The organism is Collimonas sp., from assembly GCF_035566555.1.
In the GTDB taxonomy this organism is placed as follows: domain Bacteria; phylum Pseudomonadota; class Gammaproteobacteria; order Burkholderiales; family Burkholderiaceae_D; genus Collimonas.
The window spans coordinates 68,004-88,926 of the sequence record NZ_DATMRB010000007.1; the positions used below are offsets into that span (position 1 = coordinate 68,004).

21 protein-coding genes are annotated in these 20,923 nt (G+C 59.7%); 11 read left to right on the plus strand and 10 right to left on the minus strand.

What is annotated here, in order from left to right; all coding sequences use genetic code 11:
* The first annotated feature begins 43 nt into the window (after window positions 1-43).
* Window positions 44-916, plus strand: coding sequence for a heparin lyase I family protein (locus VNZ65_RS01155; protein ID WP_325665238.1), 873 nt, complete (start codon window positions 44-46; stop codon window positions 914-916).
* Window positions 917-1,198: 282 nt separating this feature from the next.
* Here the strand turns inward: VNZ65_RS01155 and VNZ65_RS01160 are convergent, their stop codons facing one another.
* The 3 genes from VNZ65_RS01160 to VNZ65_RS01170 all read right to left on the minus strand — a co-directional run bounded on the left by VNZ65_RS01160 (window position 1,199) and on the right by VNZ65_RS01170 (window position 3,513).
* On the minus strand, window positions 1,199-1,633 hold the full coding sequence (locus tag VNZ65_RS01160; RefSeq protein WP_325665239.1) for an SgcJ/EcaC family oxidoreductase: 435 nt from the start codon (window positions 1,631-1,633) through the stop codon (window positions 1,199-1,201).
* Window positions 1,634-1,769: 136 nt separating this feature from the next.
* Window positions 1,770-2,300: a GNAT family N-acetyltransferase gene (locus tag VNZ65_RS01165; RefSeq protein WP_325665241.1), complete on the minus strand. Its 531-nt coding sequence runs from the start codon at window positions 2,298-2,300 to the stop codon at window positions 1,770-1,772.
* A 139-nt stretch (window positions 2,301-2,439) separates the two neighbouring features.
* Window positions 2,440-3,513, minus strand: coding sequence for a hypothetical protein (locus VNZ65_RS01170; protein ID WP_325665243.1), 1,074 nt, complete (start codon window positions 3,511-3,513; stop codon window positions 2,440-2,442).
* Between the two features lie 232 nt (window positions 3,514-3,745).
* On the opposite strand from VNZ65_RS01170, the gene VNZ65_RS01175 reads away from it, so the two are divergent.
* Entirely contained in the window at window positions 3,746-4,816 is a 1,071-nt protein-coding gene (locus VNZ65_RS01175; protein WP_325665245.1) for a hypothetical protein, read from the plus strand.
* A 7-nt stretch (window positions 4,817-4,823) separates the two neighbouring features.
* On the opposite strand, the gene VNZ65_RS01180 is transcribed toward VNZ65_RS01175, so the two are convergent.
* A complete protein-coding gene (locus VNZ65_RS01180) occupies window positions 4,824-5,744 on the minus strand; it encodes a LysR family transcriptional regulator (RefSeq protein ID WP_325665445.1) in 921 nt (306 codons plus the stop codon).
* A gap of 220 nt (window positions 5,745-5,964) precedes the next feature.
* Here VNZ65_RS01180 and VNZ65_RS01185 point away from each other — a divergent pair, with 220 nt between their 5' ends.
* From VNZ65_RS01185 to mmsB, 3 genes are all read left to right on the plus strand, one after another.
* Complete coding sequence (locus VNZ65_RS01185; RefSeq protein WP_325665247.1) at window positions 5,965-7,188, plus strand: ABC transporter substrate-binding protein; 1,224 nt, start codon at window positions 5,965-5,967, stop codon at window positions 7,186-7,188.
* A 79-nt stretch (window positions 7,189-7,267) separates the two neighbouring features.
* Window positions 7,268-8,767, plus strand: coding sequence for a CoA-acylating methylmalonate-semialdehyde dehydrogenase (locus VNZ65_RS01190; RefSeq protein ID WP_325665249.1), 1,500 nt, complete (start codon window positions 7,268-7,270; stop codon window positions 8,765-8,767).
* A 72-nt stretch (window positions 8,768-8,839) separates the two neighbouring features.
* Window positions 8,840-9,733, plus strand: coding sequence for a 3-hydroxyisobutyrate dehydrogenase (gene mmsB, locus VNZ65_RS01195; RefSeq protein WP_325665251.1), 894 nt, complete (start codon window positions 8,840-8,842; stop codon window positions 9,731-9,733).
* 8 nt (window positions 9,734-9,741) lie between these two features.
* Here the strand turns inward: mmsB and VNZ65_RS01200 are convergent, their stop codons facing one another.
* Window positions 9,742-10,029 carry a helix-hairpin-helix domain-containing protein gene (locus VNZ65_RS01200; RefSeq protein ID WP_325665253.1) on the minus strand — a complete coding sequence of 96 codons (288 nt, stop codon included), beginning with the start codon at window positions 10,027-10,029 and terminating at the stop codon, window positions 9,742-9,744.
* A gap of 106 nt (window positions 10,030-10,135) precedes the next feature.
* Between VNZ65_RS01200 and VNZ65_RS01205 the strand changes: the two genes are divergently transcribed.
* Window positions 10,136-10,570 (plus strand): Rrf2 family transcriptional regulator, encoded by a 435-nt coding sequence (locus VNZ65_RS01205; protein WP_325665255.1) that lies wholly within the window; start codon window positions 10,136-10,138, stop codon window positions 10,568-10,570.
* Window positions 10,571-10,837: 267 nt separating this feature from the next.
* Window positions 10,838-12,085: an MFS transporter gene (locus tag VNZ65_RS01210; RefSeq protein WP_414649011.1), complete on the plus strand. Its 1,248-nt coding sequence runs from the start codon at window positions 10,838-10,840 to the stop codon at window positions 12,083-12,085.
* 354 nt (window positions 12,086-12,439) lie between these two features.
* Here VNZ65_RS01210 and VNZ65_RS01215 read toward each other — a convergent pair whose 3' ends face one another.
* Both VNZ65_RS01215 and earP read right to left on the minus strand, forming a co-directional pair.
* The gene (locus tag VNZ65_RS01215) at window positions 12,440-13,009 is read right to left on the minus strand and encodes an elongation factor P (protein ID WP_325665257.1); all 570 of its coding nucleotides are present in this window, start codon (window positions 13,007-13,009) and stop codon (window positions 12,440-12,442) included.
* Window positions 13,010-13,147: 138 nt separating this feature from the next.
* Window positions 13,148-14,311: an elongation factor P maturation arginine rhamnosyltransferase EarP gene (gene earP, locus VNZ65_RS01220; protein WP_325665449.1), complete on the minus strand. Its 1,164-nt coding sequence runs from the start codon at window positions 14,309-14,311 to the stop codon at window positions 13,148-13,150.
* Window positions 14,312-14,465: 154 nt separating this feature from the next.
* Here earP and VNZ65_RS01225 point away from each other — a divergent pair, with 154 nt between their 5' ends.
* The 4 genes from VNZ65_RS01225 (at window position 14,466) to VNZ65_RS01240 (ending at window position 19,053) form a co-directional block, all read left to right on the plus strand.
* Window positions 14,466-14,720 (plus strand): hypothetical protein, encoded by a 255-nt coding sequence (locus VNZ65_RS01225; protein ID WP_325665259.1) that lies wholly within the window; start codon window positions 14,466-14,468, stop codon window positions 14,718-14,720.
* A gap of 231 nt (window positions 14,721-14,951) precedes the next feature.
* Window positions 14,952-16,472, plus strand: a complete 1,521-nt coding sequence (adh, locus tag VNZ65_RS01230; RefSeq protein WP_325665261.1) for an aldehyde dehydrogenase — start codon at window positions 14,952-14,954, stop codon at window positions 16,470-16,472.
* A gap of 75 nt (window positions 16,473-16,547) precedes the next feature.
* Window positions 16,548-16,946, plus strand: a complete 399-nt coding sequence (locus VNZ65_RS01235) for a DUF779 domain-containing protein (RefSeq protein WP_325665263.1) — start codon at window positions 16,548-16,550, stop codon at window positions 16,944-16,946.
* Between the two features lie 193 nt (window positions 16,947-17,139).
* Window positions 17,140-19,053, plus strand: a complete 1,914-nt coding sequence (locus VNZ65_RS01240) for a sigma-54-dependent Fis family transcriptional regulator (protein ID WP_414649012.1) — start codon at window positions 17,140-17,142, stop codon at window positions 19,051-19,053.
* An 18-nt stretch (window positions 19,054-19,071) separates the two neighbouring features.
* On the opposite strand, the gene VNZ65_RS01245 is transcribed toward VNZ65_RS01240, so the two are convergent.
* The 3 genes from VNZ65_RS01245 to cydB are packed head-to-tail and all read right to left on the minus strand — an operon-like array spanning window position 19,072 to window position 20,913.
* Window positions 19,072-19,587: a DUF2867 domain-containing protein gene (locus VNZ65_RS01245; protein WP_325665265.1), complete on the minus strand. Its 516-nt coding sequence runs from the start codon at window positions 19,585-19,587 to the stop codon at window positions 19,072-19,074.
* The gene (gene cydX / locus VNZ65_RS01250) at window positions 19,584-19,754 is read right to left on the minus strand and encodes a cytochrome bd-I oxidase subunit CydX (protein WP_092356464.1); all 171 of its coding nucleotides are present in this window, start codon (window positions 19,752-19,754) and stop codon (window positions 19,584-19,586) included. Before cydX ends, VNZ65_RS01245 begins: the two co-directional genes overlap by 4 nt.
* Before the next feature lie 19 nt (window positions 19,755-19,773).
* Window positions 19,774-20,913: a cytochrome d ubiquinol oxidase subunit II gene (gene cydB, locus VNZ65_RS01255; RefSeq protein ID WP_325665267.1), complete on the minus strand. Its 1,140-nt coding sequence runs from the start codon at window positions 20,911-20,913 to the stop codon at window positions 19,774-19,776.
* Between the last annotated feature and the right edge of the window lie 10 nt (window positions 20,914-20,923).

The window sequence follows — 20,923 nt, forward strand, 5'->3', positions numbered from 1 at the left end:
AAAAGGAGGAATTCGCACACTAAAGTTTCTGGTTGGAAATATAATGACCTCTGGCTCATTTTGTTTTTTGGACTCAACCTTCATGAAACCGATTCATACAATTGCTGTGATAGCTCTTTCGATGCTCGCCGCGTCCGCCTCGGCGCAGGCAATCTTTCACGCCGACTACGAAGATGGCACCGTGAGCTCTGGATACCCGACGAGAGGCCCGAACCGCGTCGAAGTTCCTGGTGTCGAACCGGGTCTCGCTAGCGCCCGGGATGCTGCTTACGTGGTGGTCGGCGGCGCCCATGACACTGCGTACGCGGTCGCAAACAAGGTGGTTCTGGATGACCCTGCCTATGTGGGCGGCGGCTTTCCTCGCAGCGAATTCGGACTCGGGCGGATCGCGGGCGCCAGTTACCGCGACGGCGACCACGGCGTATACACCTTCAGCATGCTGCTTAAAGATCTCGTGCCCTCCGTGAAAGGAACACGTAAAGCGCCTTCCGAGGATGTGCTCTGGCAGTTCAAGCATCACGGCGGCGGACACGATATTCATCTCGCGCTGCAGGGTACACAACTCAAACTCGGTTGGGGTGGCAATGTCCATAAGATGGTAGTCATCGACAATGTCATGCCATATGTGAACCAGTGGATAGATTTCCGCTTCGATATACTCTGGAAGAGCGACAACACTGGCGACCTCACCTTCGAAATGAAGCTGCCAGGAGAAACCGGATTAGGGCACACCGTCGCTATGGAGGGGCTACAGACTTATGTGACCGCGAGCCCTGACGGCACGCCGTGGACCGGCATCGGTTCTGTCCAGTATGGCGTGTATCGCAACGGGGCAAATTCTGCGGCTGGCGACACGAAGACGCTCATCGTCTACCACGACGAAGTCACTGCAACCAACTTCACCGCCAAGCCTTAGCCTTCTGCCCAGGACGTGCACGATCGGTATGCAATGGGTAGCCGAATGGCGCTTACTTTGAGCTGCCGATCAGCGGCTGCGTTGAAATGCGAATATGCAAGTGCGGGCAAAAACAGGATAGGGATATTTAGCCAGGGACTTTGTTGTACCTCCGAAACAGCGGGGCAATTTGTTGCCGTATTTCGACAAACGGCCGCTTCTGGCCGGTAGAAGACGACTACTTCCGATTCGAAGCGGGCATCCGCTATGATCCTGCGCTGTGTGGAAAATTTTTCCGTTCGATCATGAATCCCGTCCGTCTCTCAACACGGATTCTCCCGTGCGCGGATTCGTCAGAGTTACGTTCTCGAGCGCCTTGATTCTCCACCCTGCTGCCTGCCGCGTCAGCACGGCAAGGATCACCGTGTCGACAGCGTGTGGCCCCGCTGGATGGGCCGCTCCGACCGCGAGGCGGCTCCAGAAGTGCACGACTGCCGCGTCGTCGCTGATCGCGACTACATCGATTAGCGCGTTCTCAAGCATGGAATCGCTGTAGATGGTTGCGTGGATGGGCGCATGCATCTTGACGATCTCATCGACACCGCGTACATAGTGCCCGAACCGATTCACGAACGTCGCATCCTCATGGAACAGTGCTCCGAAGGATTGCATGTCGTGATTGTTCCAGGCGGTTTGAAACGCGTGAGGTGCGTCTTCGGGCTGTTTCATTTGAATCATGTGGATCCTCATAAGCGTCTATATGAAAGTACCCAACGTCTGTTTTGGAGCTTACGGTCGGGCGGTCAAGGCAAATCCTGTTTAACCATGGAATGTCCGCTCCTGGCCGTTTTGAGCCAGTTTCGATAGACCCGATTCAGCCTTTTAGGGACAGGCAATCGAGACCCAGGTTTGCTTGGTAGACCGCACATGGAGCATTGTAGTGGGTTTCGATGCCGCGATACCGCATGCCAAGCCGCTTCATCACCGCAATGGAGGCAATATTGCCGGGATTTGCCACGGCCACCACTTCTGGGATGCCCAGTTCTTTTGCGAACAAAACGATACGCTCGGCAGCTTCGGTTGCATAACCCTGTCCCCAACAGTCTCGCCTTAAGCGCCAACCAATTTCCGGGACGGCGCCTGTCTGGGCAGCCAATGGCTGTAATGTCGCAGCACCAATCATCAGATTGTCGTCTTTACGGAACACACCCCACCATGAGAAACCGTGCGAGGCCCATCTCGGTTTTACGCGATCGATCATCGCTTGGCTTTCAGCCTCAGACATTGGAGTACCGCTGCCGATGTATGCCATGACCTCTGGGTCACTATTAATCGCTGTTAAGCCGGCAAGGTGTTCGTCAGAAAGTGGGATCAATTTCAACCGAATTGTTTCAAGAGTAGTCATGATTTTTCAGTGTTGAGTGAGGGTTTGCGACCCGAAGGGCACATTCAATCATCCACATTGCAGCCGTTCGGGCTCTTCTTGGTACAGTGCGTAACCTGCAGCGGAGTCGTGCTAGATGCGCCTCGCCAGATATCCACGGTCAAGGGACAGTGTAGTTGCTGCAATCCGGCAGTGGATGGTCTGGCATATAGGCGCCCGGGTTGGCTTCGAAATGGAAGATGCGCTTATAGGTACACTGTTGGTCCACGGCAGTGGCTAGATCCCGCTTGTGCAGAGCCGGCCCGTCTAGCGAATCCTTATCGCGCGAAACTTTGCCGGGAAAGCTCGTGGCTCGCGTCTGGTAAACCAGGCGCGGAAAACCGGACTTGACGGCCTGATCTAGTCCAAGCATTCCATTGAATTCGTACTCGTCATGGCACACGCCGAGCCGGCGGCGCTCGTCTTGCTCGGTAAAGCAGGCGCGAATCAACAACGATCCTGCAATGGGGATGGACAACACTTCATGATCATGAAACGTAGACCTGTCCCGGCCTACTTTGAACAATCGCAATTCCGACGCAGAGCCGCCACCGCCTGAGTAGGAAGTGGATAAGTTGACCTCCACGCCTACCAGGATGGCACCATTGTCATCAGCGAGGCGCAGCACGCGGGGCCATAGCGTGACGTTTATGTCTCGAGGGGCGTCCGGTATATCCGACAACGCGAAGCGATAGGTGGAGGGGTTTGCCCCCGCACTGTCGATCTGTATCAGTGGTGGAGAATCGGCGTCTTCACGCACGATTTGAGCACAGAGGCGTTTGTCGGCAGTGCATCTCTTTCCTTCGGCGTCAGTTGACTTCCCTGGTTTTTTCTCCATCAATGCTTCCAGGCGATTCCCTGCCTGATCCACTTCCACTGCGGACTGAGCGCTAACCAGTGCAGCCAATCGCTCGTTGTAGCGCGCACTCAGGCACGAAGTATCTGCACTACAGGCATCTCGAAGCTTTAACCATCGCAATTGGGATGACTTCATGGCGGCAGGGTCGATGGCGACGTCCGATGCATTTTTCCAGGTGACTGAAAGGTCGCTATCCAGTTTTGACAACTTGCCGTCGGCGCAAATCGCCTTCTCGGTGACGGAATTCGCTTTGGCGCAATCAAAGCTGGCCGCATGACCAGACGGCGAAACTAGATGGAGCACACCGGCACTCAACAACGACAGCAGTTGGTTCAACCGAAGGCTCATAATGATCAAAAAAATAGCGAAGTTCGATCATAGATTATCGACGATTTAGGAGCACGTGTCGAACGTCCGCAATTGGAGCCGGTTCCAGCCAGTTGCATCGCAGGAGTTCCAGATTCGACCTGACACGGGATACCAGACCAAGTTTGAGATAGTACATATTATTCATGCACAGCATAGTGACATCGCTTATATTTCCAGATAATAAATAAGAACGGAACCTATGATTTCGATGCTGCGCAATCTTGTTGGCGTTTCGATATTTCTTTGCGCCGCCGGCGCCGGCGCTGCTGCCATGACTGTGCATCTGGATCAGATGGAGCGCACTGGCGCCGGCGGCCCTGATGCAAGATGGGTCATGAGTCTTGCCGGCGAAATCGATGCCGCCGCGCCGGCTCGGGTAAGGGCGGCGTTGGCGCGCAGCGGTTCAGCCGGCGTCGAGGTCTATCTCGATTCGACCGGCGGCGACTTGCTCGCCGGGATGGAAATCGGCCAGTTGCTGCGGCAGGCGGGGGCGAATACGCATGTCGGACGCTATACGGCCGCACGTAACGGCCAGGCCGCTGGTGTCGCGCCGGGCGTCTGCTACAGCGCTTGTTCGCTGGCATTCCTGGGCGGCGTCTACCGCTATGCCGGCGCGGGCTCGCAGTACGGCGTACATCGGGTGTCGCGCGCCTCCGGTCCGGCGGCTGGCGACCTCGATACCGGGCAGATCGTCTCGGCCGGCATCGCCCGCTACATACGTGGGATGGGCGTGGGGCAGGGCTTGCTCGATCTGCTGGTGCAGCAGGGCGAGCACGGCATCTATCTGCTGAGCGATGCCGAGATGAAGGCGCTGAATGTGGTCAACAACGGCCGCCAGCCGGCCGACTGGTCGGTGGAAATTACCGATGGCGGCGAGTTTTTGCGCGGCATGCAGGACACGGAATACGGGCGCGGCAAAATCGCCTTCCTGTGCGACCAGAACAAGATCCTGATGTTCACTTTTGACCAGGTCGGAGACAAGGCCGCGTCGCTGGCGACAGGCAGCTGGGTCCATTCCTTGCTGCTGGATGGTGGCACGGTGGCCTTGCCGGATCCGGACAGCATGGTGGCCGACAAGGGCGAACTGCAAACCTTTTTCACGCTGACGGCGGAGCAGGCTGGTCACATTGCTGCCAGCCGTTCCGTTGGCCACGTCATGCGCGCCGCGCGCGATGCGCCGGCCTTGGCCGGTTTCACGGTGGAGATCCCGGCCGCCGCTGCGCAAAAAATCAGGGCCTTCATCAATCACTGCATCGCTGTGCTGCCATAGCCCGCCGTCAGCCAGGCTGATAGATCATGGCGCGCGACTCGCCCATCAGGAACGGCCGGTTGGGTTCGATCACTTCGCGCAGATAGCGCCACAGCGCCGCCACCCGCGCTACATTGCGGGTTTCGGTGGCGGCCACCAGCCAGAAAGCACGCTCGATATCGACCTGGCCGTCCAGCACCGGCACCAGGTCCTCGCTATGCTGCGCCAGGAAGCAAGGCAGGATCGCCAGCCCCTGGCCGCTGCGCGCCGCCGTGTACTGGGCGATCACGCTGGTGCTGCGGAAGGCGCGGTGGGCGGCCGGGGCGACATTGTCCTTGTAGCGCAGTTCTTCGCTGAACACCAGGTCGTCGACATAGCCGATGAAGGCGTGCTGGTTGAGGTCTTGCACGGTCTTGATCGGCGCATGGCTGTCCAGGTAGGCGCGGGTGGCGTACAGCTTGAGCAGGTAGTCGGTGAGCTTGGTGACTACGTAGTTGCCGCTCTGCGGCCGTTCGATGGTGACGCCGATGTCGGCTTCGCGCTTGGAGAGGTTGACGAAGCGCGGCACCGGCAGCAGGTCGACCGTGATGTGCGGATGCCGTGCGCAGAAATGCGCCAGGTGCGGCGCCAGCACGAAGGTGCCGAAGCCTTCGGTGGCGCCAAGCCGCACCTGGCCTGACAGCAGGCGGTTGTGGCCGCTCAGTTCTTCGGCTGCGGCGTATACTGTACTTTCCATTTTTTCCGCGTATTCAATCAGGCGGTGGCCTTCGGCGGTCAGGGTATAGCCCTGATTATTGCGCTCGAACAGCTGGCTGCCGACCTGTTCCTCGAAGCGGCGCATGCGGCGCGATACGGTTGAGTGGTCTATGCCCAGCTTTTTGGCTGCCGCCACCAGTCCCTGGCTACGGGTCAGCTCCAGGAACACCCGTAGGTTGTCCCAGTCCAGCATGGCGCTTGTCGGTTTCACTTGCCTCTCCTTGCTTTGCATAAATGCAAAGCTATTGTGGGTTATTGTCTATTGTTCCAATAATAATGCACATGCAGAATGTCTCTATAGAAAATTTTATAAAAACGTAGGGTGGGCAGATTTCTGCCCACGCTGGATACGCCTCGGATGGTCGATGTTCCGCGTGGGCACAGGGTGCCCACCCTACAAACAGGAGACAACGATGACAAAGTGCAAGCTGCTTGCGGCTGGTTCGGCCGTGATCTTTTCGTTAACGGGTTTGCTGGCGCTCAGCCAGGCGCAGGCCCAGGATGGCGATGTCTACAAGGTCGGGATCCTGACCGACATGTCGGGACCGTATGCGGCGATGGGCGGAGCGGGCTCGGTAGCCGCAGCCAAGATGGCTATCGAAGATTGCATGAAGGCGGAATGCAAGGGCATGAAAATCGAGCTGCTCACGGCGGATCATCAAAACAAGGCGGACATCGGCGCTTCCAAGGCGCGCGAATGGCTGGACCGCGACAAGGTCGACGCCATTGCCGATCTGACCAATTCCTCGGTGGCGCTGGCGGTGCAAAAGCTGATCCGCGACAAGGGCGGCATCGCCATGTACAGCGGTCCGGCCACCACCGTGCTGACCAACGCCGAATGCGCGCCGAACGGTTTCCACTGGATGTTCGACACCTATTCGCAAGCCGCCGGCGCGGCTGCCGCACTGACCAAGATGGGGCAGAAATCCTGGTATTTCGTCACCGTTGACTACGCCTTCGGCCAGTCGCTGGAGAAGGATGCCGGCGATGTCGTCAAGAGCCTGGGCGGGACGGTGGTCGGTTCGGTCCGGCATCCATTGAACGCCAGCGATTTCTCGTCTTTCCTGCTGCAGGCGCAGAGTTCGAAAGCGCAAGTGATCGGCCTGGCGAACGGCGGCCAGGATACGGTGAATGCGATCAAGGCAGCGCGTTCCTTCAGCATCGGCAGCAAGAACCAGCGCCTGGCAGCTTTGCTGGTGTTCCTGTCGGATGTCCATGCGCTCGGCCTCAACGATGCCCAGGGCCTGGTCTACACCGACGGTTTCTACTGGGATTTCGATAACGATACGCGCGCCTTCTCCAAGCGTTTTGAAGCGCTCAACAAGGGCAGCAAGCCGACCATGGTGCACGCCGGCGTCTACTCCAGCGTGTATCACTACCTGAAAGCCGCGGCCGCCACCAAGTCGCACGACTGGAAGATCGTGACCCAGAAAATGCGTGAAATCCCTATCCACGATGCCGTCATGCGCAACGCCTCCATCCGTCCCGACGGCCGCGTGATCCATGACATGTATCTGTACCAGGTCAAGACCCCGGCCGAATCGAAAGCGCCTTGGGACTATCTCAAGCTGCTGTCGACCATCCCGGCGCAGCAGGCGTTCAAGCCCATGGATGCTTCCTGTTCCTTGACCAAGTAAAAATGCAGTCCGGGCGCAGCCCGGATTGTGCTTGTTTTGCATAGATTGTTTTGAGTTTTCATTTTTGAAGGAAGTCATCATGTCGATCCCAAACGTCCCGCTCTACATCGGCGGCAAAACCGTACAGTCCATTAGCACTGAATGGCGCGAGGTCCTTAATCCGGCCACTCAGGAAGTGGTGGCTCGGGTGCCGTTCGCCACCAAGGAAGAAGTCGACCACGCGGTCGCCAACGCCAAGCAGGCTTTCGCCACTTGGCGCAATACCTCGCTGGCGCAGCGCATGCGCATCATGCTCAAGTTCCAGCAGCTGCTGCGCGAGAACATCGCGCCGCTGGCCGAACTGATTACCCGCGAACACGGCAAGACCTTGCCGGATGCCGAAGGCGAAGTCATGCGCGGCCTGGAAGTGGTCGAGCACGCTTGCTCCATCACTTCGCTGCAGATGGGCGAGCTTGCGGAAAATGCCGCCAGCGGCGTCGATGTCTACACCATCAATCAGCCGCTCGGCGTCGGCGCCGGCATCACTGCTTTCAACTTCCCGGTGATGCTGCCATGCTTCATGTTCCCGGTGGCGGTTGCTTGCGGCAATACCTTCATCCTCAAACCGTCCGAGCAGGATCCGTCGTCGTCGCTGTTCCTGGTGGAACTGGCGCAGCAGGCCGGTTTGCCGCCGGGCGTACTGAACGTGGTGCATGGCGGCCCCGACGTCGCCAACATGCTGTGCGATCACCCTGACATCAAGGCGATTTCCTTCATCGGTTCGACCAGCGTCGGCACCCACATCTATCGCCGCGCCAGCGAAGCCGGCAAGCGCGCGCAATGCATGATGGGGGCGAAGAACCATTGCATCGTGCTGCCCGACGCCAACAAGGACCAGGCCATCAACAACCTGCTGGGCGCGGCCTTCGGCGCGGCCGGCCAGCGCTGCATGGCGAATTCGATGGTGCTGCTGGTCGGCAAGGCGCGCTCCTGGCTGCCGGAAATCGTCGAACGTTCGCGCGGCCTGAAGATCGGTCCGGGCAGCGATCGCAAGGCAGACCTCGGTCCGATGGTGTCGAAAGCCGCCAAGGCGCGCACCGAGCGCCTGATCGGCACGGGCGTGGAGCAGGGCGCGCAACTGCTGCTGGACGGCCGCAACTGCCAGGTGGCCGGTTATCCCGAAGGCAATTTCGTCGGGCCGACGATTTTCTCAGGCGTGACCGAGAAAATGGATATTTATACGCAAGAGATTTTCGGCCCGGCCATGTGCGTGGTCGAGCTGGAAACGCTGGATGAAGCGATTGCTTTTATCAACGCCAATCCGAACGGCAACGGCACTTCGATCTTCACTTCCTCCGGCTGGGCCGCGCGCAAGTTCCAGAACGAGATCGACGTCGGCCAGGTCGGCATCAACGTGCCGATTCCGGTGCCGGTGGCGTATTTCAGTTTCACCGGTTCGCGCGCATCGAAGCTGGGCGATCTCGGTCCTAACGGCAAGCAGGCAGTGCAGTTCTGGACCCAGACCAAGACAGTGACGGCGCGCTGGTTTGCACCGGATGCGGATGGCGGCGAGATCAACACCACCATTTCGATGAAGTGACGAGGCTGCCTGCCACCGTCATGCAGATGGCTGCGGCAGGCAATGCAAGACCACGCGAGAAAGAGACTTATCATGAACCACGAAATCGTTTTTATCGGCCTCGGCAACATGGGCTTGCCGATGGCGCTCAACCTGGTCAAGGCCGGCCACAAGGTCAGCGGCCATGACCTGGTCGCCGCCAGCGTCGAGAAATTCGCCGCCGGCGGCGGCAGCACCGGCAATGACCTCGCCGCTGCGGTCGGCGCGGCCAAGGTGATCATCACCATGCTGCCCGCCAGCCGCCATGTCGAAGGAGCTTATCTGGGCGCCAGCGGCATCCTGGCGCAGGCCGCGCCCGGCACTTTGCTGATCGACTGTTCCACCATCGCTCCCGACGCCGCGCGCAAGGTGGCGGCGGCAGCGCGCGACAAGGGCTTCACCATGCTCGATGCGCCGGTTTCCGGCGGCACCGGCGGTGCGCAAGCCGGCACGCTGACTTTCATGGTCGGCGGCTCGGCCGAAGGCTTTGCGGCGGCCAAGCCGTTGCTGGAAAAGATGGGCAAGGCGATTTTCCATGCCGGCGACAACGGCAGCGGCCAGACCGTCAAGGTATGCAACAACATGCTGCTGGGTATCCTGATGATAGGCACGGCGGAAGCGATCCGGCTGGGCATGGCGAACGGCATGGATCCCAAGGTGCTGTCGGAAATCATGGCCAAGAGCTCGGGCCGCAACTGGGCGCTGGAAGTGTATAACCCTTGTCCGGGCGTGATGGAAAATGCGCCGGCTTCCAAGGACTATGCCGGCGGGTTCGGCGTCGACCTGATGCTGAAGGATCTGGGACTGGCGGTGGAGAATTCGCTGTCCACCGGCAGCAGCGTGCCGCTCGGCGCGCTGGCGCGCAACCTGTACGACATCCACAGCAAGAGCGGCGCCGGCGGCCTGGATTTCTCCAGCATTTTCAATCTGCTGGCCAAGGCTGAATAAATGTTTGCCTAGCCTGACTTGAGCAGGCGCTTGCGCTCTGCCGTATAGGACCACCACGGCAGCGGCTCGGCGCCTTCCATGTAGCGCACCGCCGACATGAAGACGTCAATCACGCAGGGATCATGACGGGCGCCGGTCGCGCTGCATAATTTCTCATACATCTGCAGCGGCGACTGACCGACCAGCTGCGCCGGCTGGCGGATGCCGATGCAGCGCAGGTCGGCGGCGCCGGCCTTGCCGATATTCGGCAAATCTTCCAGCTCCATCACAGCGTCTCTTTCCAGGTATTTGGGCATATCGGTTCCGTCATTTGGTTAGTGACTGCCAGCGCTTGCCTATAGTCTCATAAGCATATATCAAGATATTCGTTGCACGATTATCTGTATGGAATATAATTACAGTATGAAGTCCAGTCGATTTGCCGTCGCGGCGCATATCTTAGTCAGCGTGGAGTACGCCACCAGGGGCGGGGAAGTGTATTTTCCGTCCACGGCGATCGCTGCCAGCGTCAATACTAATCCGGTTTTCGTGCGCGAGCTGCTGCGCAAGCTGAGCAAAGCCAAGCTGGTGGTAACCAAGGAAGGCAAGGGCGGCGGCGTGCAGCTGGCGCGGCCAGCTTCAGCCATCAACCTGGCCGAGATTTACCTGGCGGTGGAGGAAGGGTCGGTGCTGAAGCACAATACACGCTCCAAAGACTTGTGCTGCCCGGTCAGCTGCGGCATGGATATGGTGCTGGATCCGGTGGTGTCGGAAGTGGAAAGCGCCTTGCTGGATATTTTGCGCGAAAGAAAGTTGTGCGAACTGGTCAACAAGATTGCCGAGAAGACTGGAAAGTAGGGCGTTTTTTTATGATTAACTGTAATCTGGTATATTACAGTTAATTTTGCCGGGGGCTGGGAGGATCATTTCGATCCTATTTTTATATTCTTAACTGTAGTAAAAAATAATACAGTTTAATCGAGGCGAACGCCTGTGGCGGCGCTTCGATGCCATTGCAGTGCAGCCGGCGAGCAGGTCGTGGGTCAGGGTCGGCTAGTTTGAATCACATCGCTTTATTCAGGTTATTTAGGCGCTGGTCGCGGACCAGGCGCAGGGGAGTTTTACATGGAAAAAAATCTGGCCGCGCTCAGCGCACAAAACGACAGCCTTCTCGATATGCCGGCCCCTGCGGCCAGCGCGGCGTCGCCGCTGCGTTCCTGGCTGTCGGTGGTGTCGGTGGCGATAGGCGCTTTTGCATTCGTGACGACGGAATTTCTGCCGGTGGGTTTGCTGCCGCAGATCGCCAGCGATCTTGGCGTCTCGCCAGGCACGGCGGGGCTGATGGTGACCACGCCCGGCATTATCGCGGCCATTTCGGCGCCGGGTCTGATGCTGGGAGCGGGGCGCATCGACCGCCGCTTCATCCTGCTGGCGCTCTCCATCCTGTTGCTGACGTCGAACCTGGTGTCCGCTTTTGCACCTAGCTTCGGCGTCATGCTGCTGGGCCGGGCCCTGCTGGGAGCGGCTCTGGGCGGTTTCTGGACCCTGGCGCTGGCGACCGCGGGGCGGCTGGTGCGGCAAGAGCATGCGGCCAAGGCGACGGCGATGATACTGAGCGGCGTCACTTTCGCTACCGTGATCGGGGTGCCGCTGGGTACCTTCATCAGCGGGCTGTATTCGTGGCGTGCGTCGTTCATCGCTACCGGTGCACTGGCGGCGGCGGCGCTGGCGGCGCAGGCTTTTCTGTTGCCGGCCTTGCCGTCAAAAGCAGCGATCCGTTTCAGCGACTTGCGTGCCTTGCTGAGCCGGGCCACTGCCCGCAAGAGCTTGCTGATGGTGGCGCTGGTGTTTGGCGCACATTTTTCGTCCTACACCTATGTCACGCCCTTCCTTGCGGAAAACAATTTCAGTTTGTCGGCGATTACGTCGGTATTGCTGGGCTTCGGCTTCGTCGGCTTTGTCGCCAATCTGGCGATCTCGACTGCCGTGACGCGTCATCTGCAGGCATCGCTGTTTGCCATGGTGACGATCCTGCTGGCGGCGCTGGCGACATTGCCGCTGGTGCACGCGTCGCCGGCCGCCGTGGCGGTAATGGTGCTGGCCTGGGGCGTTGCCTTCGGCGCCATCCCGCTGTGCCTCAGCATCTGGCTGCAACTGTCTTCGCCTGATTTGCCGGAAGCCGGATCGGCGCTGTTTGTCAGCATCGTCCAGGTAGCGATCGCGCTCGGCTCCTTCACCGGCGGCGTGGTGGTTGATGCGGTGGGAATTTCCGCCACGCTGTGGCTGGGCGGCTTGCTGGCGTTGACCAGCCTGGCGGTGATCGCCAGCTTCGGCATGGGCAACAAGAAACTGGCGGAAATACTCGCCAAGTAATCAGGTAAATCGTCAGCCTGCTCAAGGCCGCTGCATCTTGCTGAGCCCGTACCGGGCGGCATGGCGCAGCGGCCTTGCTGCGTTAATTGCTGCTCGGGACGCGAGTCCTGAGATCCCGGCGGGCCATGGCTTTCCGGATGGCTGGATAATCAAATAAAACTGAATGATCATTCAAATTTCGAGATTGTTTTAACATCGCGCTGATTTTTCCGTCGGTCGGATTGACGGTGATGAATTGCTGCCAGCTGCCCATCTTCAAACAAAATAAGATTGATCGTTCATTCCAGTAAATTGAATGGGCGAAAAAAAACGCTGCGCATGATCGGCAGCGTTTTTTGCGGACAGAAGAGGCTGTTAAGCGCGCTTCTTGAACTCGTTGGTGCGTGTGTCGATTTCAATCACGTCGTCGGAGCTGACGAACAGCGGCACCATGACGATGTGCTGGTTGGCTTCGATGGCGTTTTCAATCTTGGCTTCTTTCAGGACGTTGCCCGAAGTGTTGCCCTTGACTGCTGGCTCGGAGTAGACCACCTGGCGCTGGATCGTGGTCGGCAGTTCGACCGAAATTGCCTTGCCATCGTAAAACACGGCTTCGCATTCCATGCCGTCTTTCAGGTAGTGCAGGGCGTCGCCCAGGTTTTCTGCTTCGATTTCGTATTGCTCGTAGTCAGCGTCCATGAACACGAACAGCGGATCGGCGAAGTACGAATAAGTGACTGGCTTCTTGTCGAGCACGACCACGTCGAACTTGTCGTCGCCGCGGAAAACGTTTTCCATCGGGGCGTTGGTCAGCAGGTTCTTCAGTTTCCACTTGTAGGTGAAGCCCGTGCGGCTCGAACCGTTGACGTCAGAGCGCAGGACGATCATAGGCTTGCTGTCAACCATGATGATGTTGCCGACACGAATTTCTTTTGCTGGTTTCATAGCGAATATACGTAAAAAGTAGGTTGCATAAAAATCATCTGTAGCCTACTGGCAGGAAGCACCGCAAGCCCACGTATGATTGAATTTTAGAATGCGTCAAAAATTAGCCCTATATTTTAACCTATTTTTTCATGCCCCTTACTTAACTGTTTCGACGAACTTGCATAAATTGGCCGCCAGGTCGCCATTTGCCAACAGTTGCTGCTCCCAATCAGTGGACAGTCTGGCAATTTCCGGCAGGTCGGCGTCGAAGCGGCGCCATGCCGCGTTCCAGTCGGTGGTTTCTCCGGCGGCGCCATTCCATCCCAGGGAGAAGGCGACCAGGCTGGCGGTTTTGGCGCTGGTGGCTTGCAGGAATGCATTCAGCTTGACGTGGTGCAAGTCCTTGTCTTGCGGATAGATGTGCCAGATGAAGGGTTTGGCCGCCCATTGCGCGCGCACGAAAGAGTCTTCGCCACGTACGAAATTGAGGTCGCAGGCCCACAGCAGCTTGTCGTAGTCGGGCTGCGGCACGAAGGGCAGCACGCGCAGCGTCAACGCACCGCGGGTGGCGCTGGCCCCGGCCGTCGCGGCTTGTCCGAGGAATGCCTGGACCGCATCGGCGGCCACGCCTTCCGGCACCAGGCAGGTGATGGCCTTGCCGTTGTCTTGCCAAGCCCCGAACAACGCCGCAAGCGGAGCCTGCGGATAGCAGAACAGGGAGATTTTCAGGCTTTCCATCTCGGCCGCGGTGACGCCGAACTGCCCGAGAAAGCTGCTCATCGCCGCCGCATCTTGCTGGAACGCCTGGCGCTGCGCCAGTAATCCGGATTCCAGCAGCAGGCCGCCGGTACGGGCGGTGAAGCCGGGGAAGAAGAAGTATTTGACCAGGGACTGCGGCTGCGGCGACGGCAAGGCGTGGCAGCCTTCGACCCATTCCTCTGCGCTCAGGCCTTCCAGGTTCAGCCATACCGGGCGTACCTGGCGTTCCGACATCGCCTTGATATAGCCGGGCGGGATGTCGCAGGCAAAAAATTCGATCACGATGTCGGCCACGTCTTGCGCCATGAATATGCCTTGCTGCTTGCGCCAGTGGCGCACCGTGACGCCGCTGACCAGCTGCAGTTCGAGATTCGGCGCGACTTGCGGACAGATCCGCTTGAAACTCTGCAAGTCGTCGACCCACAGCGTGACGCCGATGCCGTGTTCCTGTTCCAGCTGCCGCGCCAGGCGCCAGCAGATGCCGATATCGCCATAGTTGTCGACGACTTTGCAAAACAGGGCCAGGGTTATCGGCGTAGCGGGTAGGGTTTTCGGCTGCATGGTCTGGTGATTCAAGATGCGGTTTTGTTCGGGTTTGATTTTCAATGGCAGCCGGTTTTTTATTGTCTGACAGTGTTGCATCCGGCCCGATGGTGTAATAATGCCAGCCCCGTATATTACAGGACCGGATGCAGGACCATGAGGACTATCAAAGATGACGAACCAGCGTGACCTGATTGCCAACCTGACGCTGGCAGTGATCGATCTGGCAGGCGCGGTGGCGCAGATCGCTGAAACCATGCCGGAACACACCAAGGCGCAGATCAACGATTCGTTGAATGTCGCAGTGACCAAGCTGGAACAGGTCGCGATTGCCATCAGTGTTGAAGATGAAGCCCCTGCCGACGGCCTCGCCCATGCCGCCCAAGCCGAGGGTGAAGCAAGTCCGCAGGTGAGCTGCACGGCCTGATCCTGTCGCCGGCGCTGTTGCATTCCGCAGCAGATGTGCCAAGGCGCTGTTCAATAACTGAACATCTTGCCGCCGCCCAGGCGCCCCTTAAATCCCGAAATTCCCTGCTGTTGCCTGCTGCGCGCTAGTGTGCAGCGCGCGCCGGCCGCTGGCACGTTCATTGCGCCATGTCTGGTGTAGTTTGTACCAAAGCACTCCAGACAATGACGCCAACCAAAGCCAGAGGACGACATGAATCTCGCAGACATCAGCAAGTTAGCTACCCGCAATCCATTCAAGCAACGTTACGATAATTTCATCGGCGGCAAGTTCGTGCCGCCGGTCAAGGGCGAGTATTTCGAGAACGTCAGCCCGGTGATCGGCAAGACCTTCTGCGAAATCGCCCGTTCCAGCGCGGAAGACATCGAATTGGCGCTGGACGCCGCCCACGCCTCCAAGGTCGCCTGGGGCAAGACTTCGCCGGCCGAGCGCGCCAACATCCTCAACAAGATCGCCGACCGCATGGAAGCCAACCTGGAATTGCTGGCGATCGCCGAAACCATCGACAACGGCAAGCCGATCCGGGAAACCACCGCCGCCGACATCCCGCTGGCGATCGATCACTTCCGCTATTTTGCCGGTTGCATCCGGGCCCAGGAAGGTTCAGTCGCGACCATCGACGATCAGACCTATGCCTATCATTTCCATGAACCGCTGGGCGTGGTCGGCCAGATCATTCCCTGGAACTTCCCGATCCTGATGGCGGTCTGGAAACTGGCGCCGGCGCTGGCGGCCGGCAATTGCGTGGTGATCAAGCCGGCCGAGCAGACGCCGGCTTCGATCATGGTCTGGATCGAGCTGGTGCAAGACCTGCTGCCGCCCGGCGTCCTGAATATTGTCAATGGCTTCGGCCTGGAAGCCGGCAAGCCGCTGGCCTCCAGCAAGCGCATCGCCAAGATCGCGTTTACCGGCGAGACCACCACTGGCCGCCTGATCATGCAATACGCTTCGCAAAACATCATTCCTGTGACGCTGGAACTGGGCGGCAAGTCGCCCAATGTGTTCTTTGCCGACGTGATGGACCAGGACGATGCCTTCTTCGACAAATGCCTGGAAGGCTTCGCCATGTTTGCACTGAACCAGGGCGAGGTCTGCACCTGTCCTTCGCGCGCGCTGATCCAGGAATCGATCTATGAGCGTTTCATGGAGCGCGCATTGAAACGGGTCAAGGCCATCAAGCAAGGCAATCCGCTCGACAGCGCGACCATGATCGGCGCCCAGGCGTCGCAAGAGCAGCTGGAAAAAATCATGTCGTATATCGACATCGGCAAGCAGGAGGGCGCCAAGCTGCTCACGGGCGGCACGCGCAAGCAGCTGGGCGGCGACTTCGATGCCGGCTTTTATGTCGAGCCGACGGTGTTCGAAGGCCATAACAAGATGCGCATCTTCCAGGAAGAAATTTTCGGCCCGGTGCTGTCGGTGACCACCTTCAAGGATGAGGAAGAGGCGCTGGCGCTGGCCAACGATACCTTGTACGGCCTCGGCGCCGGCCTGTGGACGCGCGACGGCTCGCGCGCCTTCCGCATGGGGCGCGGGATTCAGGCCGGCCGCGTGTGGACCAATTGCTATCACCTGTATCCGGCCCATGCAGCATTCGGCGGCTACAAGCAATCCGGCATCGGCCGCGAAAACCACAAGATGATGCTGGATCATTACCAGCAGACCAAGAACCTGCTGGTCAGCTACAGTCCGGACGCCTTGGGCTTTTTCTAAAGCCGCTGCGGTCCTGTCTTGTCAGGCGGGACCGCTTTTTCCTTTCTCTTTTCCCGCCACCGGCAAGGTTCGATCATGCCCTCTATCATCGCCCGCGTCAGCGCCACCCCGGCCGCACTCGAGCTGTTGCGCAGCCTCAGGCAGAAGCACGGCCCGCTGATGTTCTTCCAGTCCGGCGGCTGCTGCGACGGCAGCGCGCCCATGTGCTACGCGCTAGGCGAGTTCCAGGTCGGCGATGCCGATGTCTACCTGGGCGATCTGGACGGCACTCCCTTTTATATCGGCGCCGAGCAGTTTGAGTACTGGAAGCATACCCAGCTGATCATCGACGTGGTGCAGGGCAATGGCGGCATGTTTTCGCTGGAAAACGGCAGCGGGCTCAGGTTTCTCAGCCGTGCGCGCCTGTTCAGCGATGACGAATATGCAAGCGTGGCCGAAGCGCCCTTGCTGCTGGGTAGCCAGACTGGCAACTGAAGCAGGGTCCGTCAACGCGGCGCGGATGCTGCTCTGCAACCATATCCCCGAGCACATTGCGTGTCGCCAAGGCGGCTGCATTCAACGGTGTGATTACATGGAGAGTCATTCAAAGGTAGACTGTCAGCTGAATACCTCTAGAGGCGCATCAGCGCCCGCAGCCAAGCCGGCATTGCCGGCCGAAGGAGACCTTATGAGTGAGCTCTCATGCAACAGACCGGCGCAGCGCTTTGCGCTGGCGGCCAGCGACCCCGGCGTGATCGAGAAATCGCACCAGCGTTCTAGTGCGTATGGCCTGGCTCGGCAGGACAAGCCCGATATCGAGCCGCTCGGGGCGGCGTCCCTGTCAGTGCTGCTGGAGCAGAACCATGCGCTGTACACGCATGCGTTGCCGGTCATGGAAACGCTCTACGAACAGATCATCAATACCCACAACATGGTGCTGCTGACCGATGCCAGCGGCGTTATCGTGCATGCGCTGGGCGATGACGATTTCCTGGTCAAGGCCGAGCGGGTGGCGCTGAATCCGGGCGTCGCCTGGTCCGAACAGAGCAAGGGCACCAACGCCATCGGCACCGCATTGGCGGAACGGGCGCCGACCACGGTGCATGCCGATGCCCATTACCTGCAGGCGAACCATTTCCTGACCTGTTCCGCGGCGCCGATCTTCGACCATGAAGGCAAGATCCTCGGGGTGCTGGATGTCAGCGGCGACCGCGACAGCTATCACAAGCACACCATGGCGCTGGTGCGGATGTCGGCGCAGATGATCGAGAACCAGCTGTTTACGGCGGCGTTCGAAAATGCGGTGACCCTGCATTTTCACAGCCGTCCCGAATTCATCGGCACGCTGATGGAGGGCATCGCCTGCTTTACGCCCGGCGGGCGCTTCCTGTCGGCCAACCGCAGCGCCTTGTTCCAGCTTGGCTTGCCGCTGACGGCCTTGCAGTCGCATACCTTCAGCTCGCTGTTCGGCTTGCCGGTCTCGACCTTGTTCGATCATTATCGAACGGCGGCGCCGGACTTGCTCGATCTTTGCCTGCACAGCGGCGTCAGGGTTTATGCCAGGGCGGAACTGCGGCTGTCGAACAGCGCGTTCCGGCATTTCAGCGAAGCCCAGCCCGCCGCCGATCCTGTGCCGACGCCGAAAGCGCCGCCACAGGATCGGCGCCTCTCCAGCCTGCGCTACCTGAATACCGGCGATCCGCAAATGGCGGCGCTGATCGGCAAGCTGGAGAAAGTGATCGGGCGCGACATCCCGATCCTGATCACCGGCGAAACCGGCACCGGCAAGGAATTGCTGGCGCAGGCGATCCACAACGATTCGCCGCGCCGGCAGGGCGCTTTCGTCGCCGTCAACTGCGCCTCGATTCCGGAAACGCTGATCGAATCGGAGCTGTTCGGTTACGAAGAGGGGGCCTTCACCGGTGCGCGCAAAAAGGGCGGCCAAGGCAAGATCCTGCAAGCCAACGGCGGCACCTTGTTTCTGGATGAAATCGGCGATATGCCGTTGGCATTGCAGGCGCGCCTGTTGCGCGTGCTGCAGGAACGCATGGTGACGCCGCTCGGCAGCACCAAGTCGATCCCGGTCAATCTGGCATTGATCTGCGCCACCAACCGCAACCTGCGCGAGCTGATCGCCGCCAGCCTGTTCCGCGAGGACTTGTACTATCGCCTGAACGGGCTGGTAGTCAAGCTGCCAGCCTTGCGCGAACGTTCCGACCTGGAGGTCATCGTCAACAAGCTGTTGCTGGAAGAACCCGGCGGCGAACCTTGCTGTACGGTGGCGTCCGAGATCATGGCGCTGTTCCATCGCCACGGCTGGCCGGGCAATTTCCGCCAGCTCAGCAACCTGCTCAGGACCGCGGTAGTGATGGCCGGCGCCGACCGCGTGATCCGGCTGGAACACTTGCCTGACGATTTCCTGGAAGATGTGCAAGCCTTGTCGCCGGCCGCGCTTGACGCCAGTGGCAGCGGCAGCCTGGAGGACCTGGCGCAAACCGCTGTCAGGCAGGCGTTTGACGCCAATGGCGGCAACGTTTCCGCCACCGCCAAGGCCCTGGGTATATCGCGCAATACGGTGTACCGCAAGCTGAACCTGCGCTGAAAGCCTGGCTCGCCCCGCTCAGGACGGTTGCTGCCGGAAGCGCGCATGCTCCAGCAGATGGCGCACGATCAGCCGGTGGAAAGGCATGATCGTCGCCAGATAGCTGCGTCCCAGCAGATTGTTGGTCTTGACGATGGTCGAGACCGTCACTTGCGTCGCCTCCGGGCCGTCCGGCGCGACCTTGATGCTGATGCGGAAATCCAGGTGGTGGTCGTCGAAGCCCAGCACCACTTCGCGCTCCGATTGCGCCACCAGCGGGAAGCCGCCCACCGTATGCTGCAACCCATGCGGATCGCCGACGCCGATTTCCACTGTGCGCAGCTGGAACAGGCTCACCACGCGGTTGCGAGTCGCCATCAGCAGACTGATCCAGCCGGGCGGATGCTTGATGATGGCCTCGGCGGCCTGCCTGGCGCTCAGGCCGGAGAGGCCGGCCCGGACCTGGTAGGCATCGACAAAATCATGGCCAGGCAAGAGCGTCTCGCACTCGGCGTCAGGTGTTACCAGAATTGCCGCAGCGTGGGCGGCGCTCATTTTTTGCGGGCCCTGGCTTCATGCTCGGCCGCCGCGCTTTCAAAGCGTTCGCGGGTGGTTTCTTCATCCCTGCTGCCGAAGGCGTAGTTGGCTTCCAGCCACATGACGTTGATGATGCCGAACGCCAGCGCCAGGCCGACTCCTAATATCCATGCGAAATACCACATAATCTTTTCCTCTCTGTGCTTAGTAGGCGGTGTGCTGGTTGTCTTCGATATGCTTGAGGGTGACCTTGCCGCGCATGACCCGATAGACCCAGGTGGTGTAAAGCAGGATGATCGGCAGCATGATGACTACCACCCAGAACATGATGCCCAGCGTCTTGTGGCTGGAGACCGCGTCCCAGATCGTCAGGCTGCTGTTTGGATCGAGCGAAGACGGCATGATGAATGGGAACAGGGAAGCGCCTGCGGTCAGGATGACGGCGGTCACGCAAAAGCCGCTGGCCAGGAAAGCTGCCATGGCCTTGTTGGCCGCGCTGAACAGTACGCACAGCAAGGCGCCGGCGACGGCAACGATAGGGAAGGCCCAGATGGCAGGCCAGTGCGCATAGTTATCGAACCAGGCGCCGTTGGCGGTGACGACCGTCTTGACGATAGGCATGAAGGCGCTGTTTGCATCCGGCATGGCGGTGATGCGATAGCCGTGGATGCCGAAGGCCACCCAGAAACCGCCTGCCACGAACAACAGCGCCGTTACCAGTCCTGCGACCTTGGCGACGCCGCGCGCGCGCTGGGCGATCAGGGCATCGGTCTTGACTTGCAGGTAGGCGGCGCCGTGCATCAGCAGCATGGCCACGCTCAGCAGGCCGGCCAGTAGGCCGAAGGGATTGAGCAGCTGGAAGAAGTTGCCGGTGTATTCCACCCGCATGGTGTCGTCGTAATGGAAGGGCACGCCGAGGAACAGGTTGCCGAAGGCGACGCCGAAGATCAGCGGCGGCACGAACCCGCCGGCGAACAAGCCCCAGTCCCAAGCGTTGCGCCAGCGAGTATCGGCCACCTTGCTACGGTAATCGAAGCCGACCGGGCGGAAGAACAGCGAGAACAGCAGCAGCATCAAGGCCACATAGAAGCCTGAGAACGCGGCGCTGTAGACCAGCGGCCAGGCTGCAAAGATGGCGCCGCCGGCGGTGATGAACCAGGTCTGGTTGCCTTCCCAGGTGCTGCCTATCGAATTGATGACGACCCGGCGTTCGCCGTCGGTCTTGCCGATGAAGGGCAGCATCATGCCGACCCCGAAGTCGAAGCCGTCAGTGAGGGCGAAGCCGATCAGGAGCACGCCGACAAAGCCCCACCAGATTACTTTCAAGGTTTCATAATCAAACATGGCGGTTTCT

Coding starts and splice junctions, on each gene's coding strand:
- VNZ65_RS01155 (WP_325665238.1), top strand. CDS start 44: ATGACCTCTGGCTCATTTTGTTTTTTGGACTCAACCTTCATGAAACCG.
- cydB (WP_325665267.1), bottom strand. CDS start 20,913: ATGTTTGATTATGAAACCTTGAAAGTAATCTGGTGGGGCTTTGTCGGC.
- VNZ65_RS01245 (WP_325665265.1), bottom strand. CDS start 19,587: ATGAGCGCCGCCCACGCTGCGGCAATTCTGGTAACACCTGACGCCGAG.
- VNZ65_RS01210 (WP_414649011.1), top strand. CDS start 10,838: ATGGAAAAAAATCTGGCCGCGCTCAGCGCACAAAACGACAGCCTTCTC.
- VNZ65_RS01160 (WP_325665239.1), bottom strand. CDS start 1,633: ATGATTCAAATGAAACAGCCCGAAGACGCACCTCACGCGTTTCAAACC.
- VNZ65_RS01175 (WP_325665245.1), top strand. CDS start 3,746: ATGATTTCGATGCTGCGCAATCTTGTTGGCGTTTCGATATTTCTTTGC.
- mmsB (WP_325665251.1), top strand. CDS start 8,840: ATGAACCACGAAATCGTTTTTATCGGCCTCGGCAACATGGGCTTGCCG.
- VNZ65_RS01180 (WP_325665445.1), bottom strand. CDS start 5,744: ATGCTGGACTGGGACAACCTACGGGTGTTCCTGGAGCTGACCCGTAGC.
- earP (WP_325665449.1), bottom strand. CDS start 14,311: ATGCAGCCGAAAACCCTACCCGCTACGCCGATAACCCTGGCCCTGTTT.
- VNZ65_RS01205 (WP_325665255.1), top strand. CDS start 10,136: ATGAAGTCCAGTCGATTTGCCGTCGCGGCGCATATCTTAGTCAGCGTG.
- VNZ65_RS01190 (WP_325665249.1), top strand. CDS start 7,268: ATGTCGATCCCAAACGTCCCGCTCTACATCGGCGGCAAAACCGTACAG.
- VNZ65_RS01185 (WP_325665247.1), top strand. CDS start 5,965: ATGACAAAGTGCAAGCTGCTTGCGGCTGGTTCGGCCGTGATCTTTTCG.
- VNZ65_RS01225 (WP_325665259.1), top strand. CDS start 14,466: ATGACGAACCAGCGTGACCTGATTGCCAACCTGACGCTGGCAGTGATC.
- VNZ65_RS01215 (WP_325665257.1), bottom strand. CDS start 13,009: ATGAAACCAGCAAAAGAAATTCGTGTCGGCAACATCATCATGGTTGAC.
- adh (WP_325665261.1), top strand. CDS start 14,952: ATGAATCTCGCAGACATCAGCAAGTTAGCTACCCGCAATCCATTCAAG.
- VNZ65_RS01200 (WP_325665253.1), bottom strand. CDS start 10,029: ATGCCCAAATACCTGGAAAGAGACGCTGTGATGGAGCTGGAAGATTTG.
- VNZ65_RS01240 (WP_414649012.1), top strand. CDS start 17,140: ATGAGTGAGCTCTCATGCAACAGACCGGCGCAGCGCTTTGCGCTGGCG.
- VNZ65_RS01235 (WP_325665263.1), top strand. CDS start 16,548: ATGCCCTCTATCATCGCCCGCGTCAGCGCCACCCCGGCCGCACTCGAG.
- VNZ65_RS01165 (WP_325665241.1), bottom strand. CDS start 2,300: ATGACTACTCTTGAAACAATTCGGTTGAAATTGATCCCACTTTCTGAC.
- cydX (WP_092356464.1), bottom strand. CDS start 19,754: ATGTGGTATTTCGCATGGATATTAGGAGTCGGCCTGGCGCTGGCGTTC.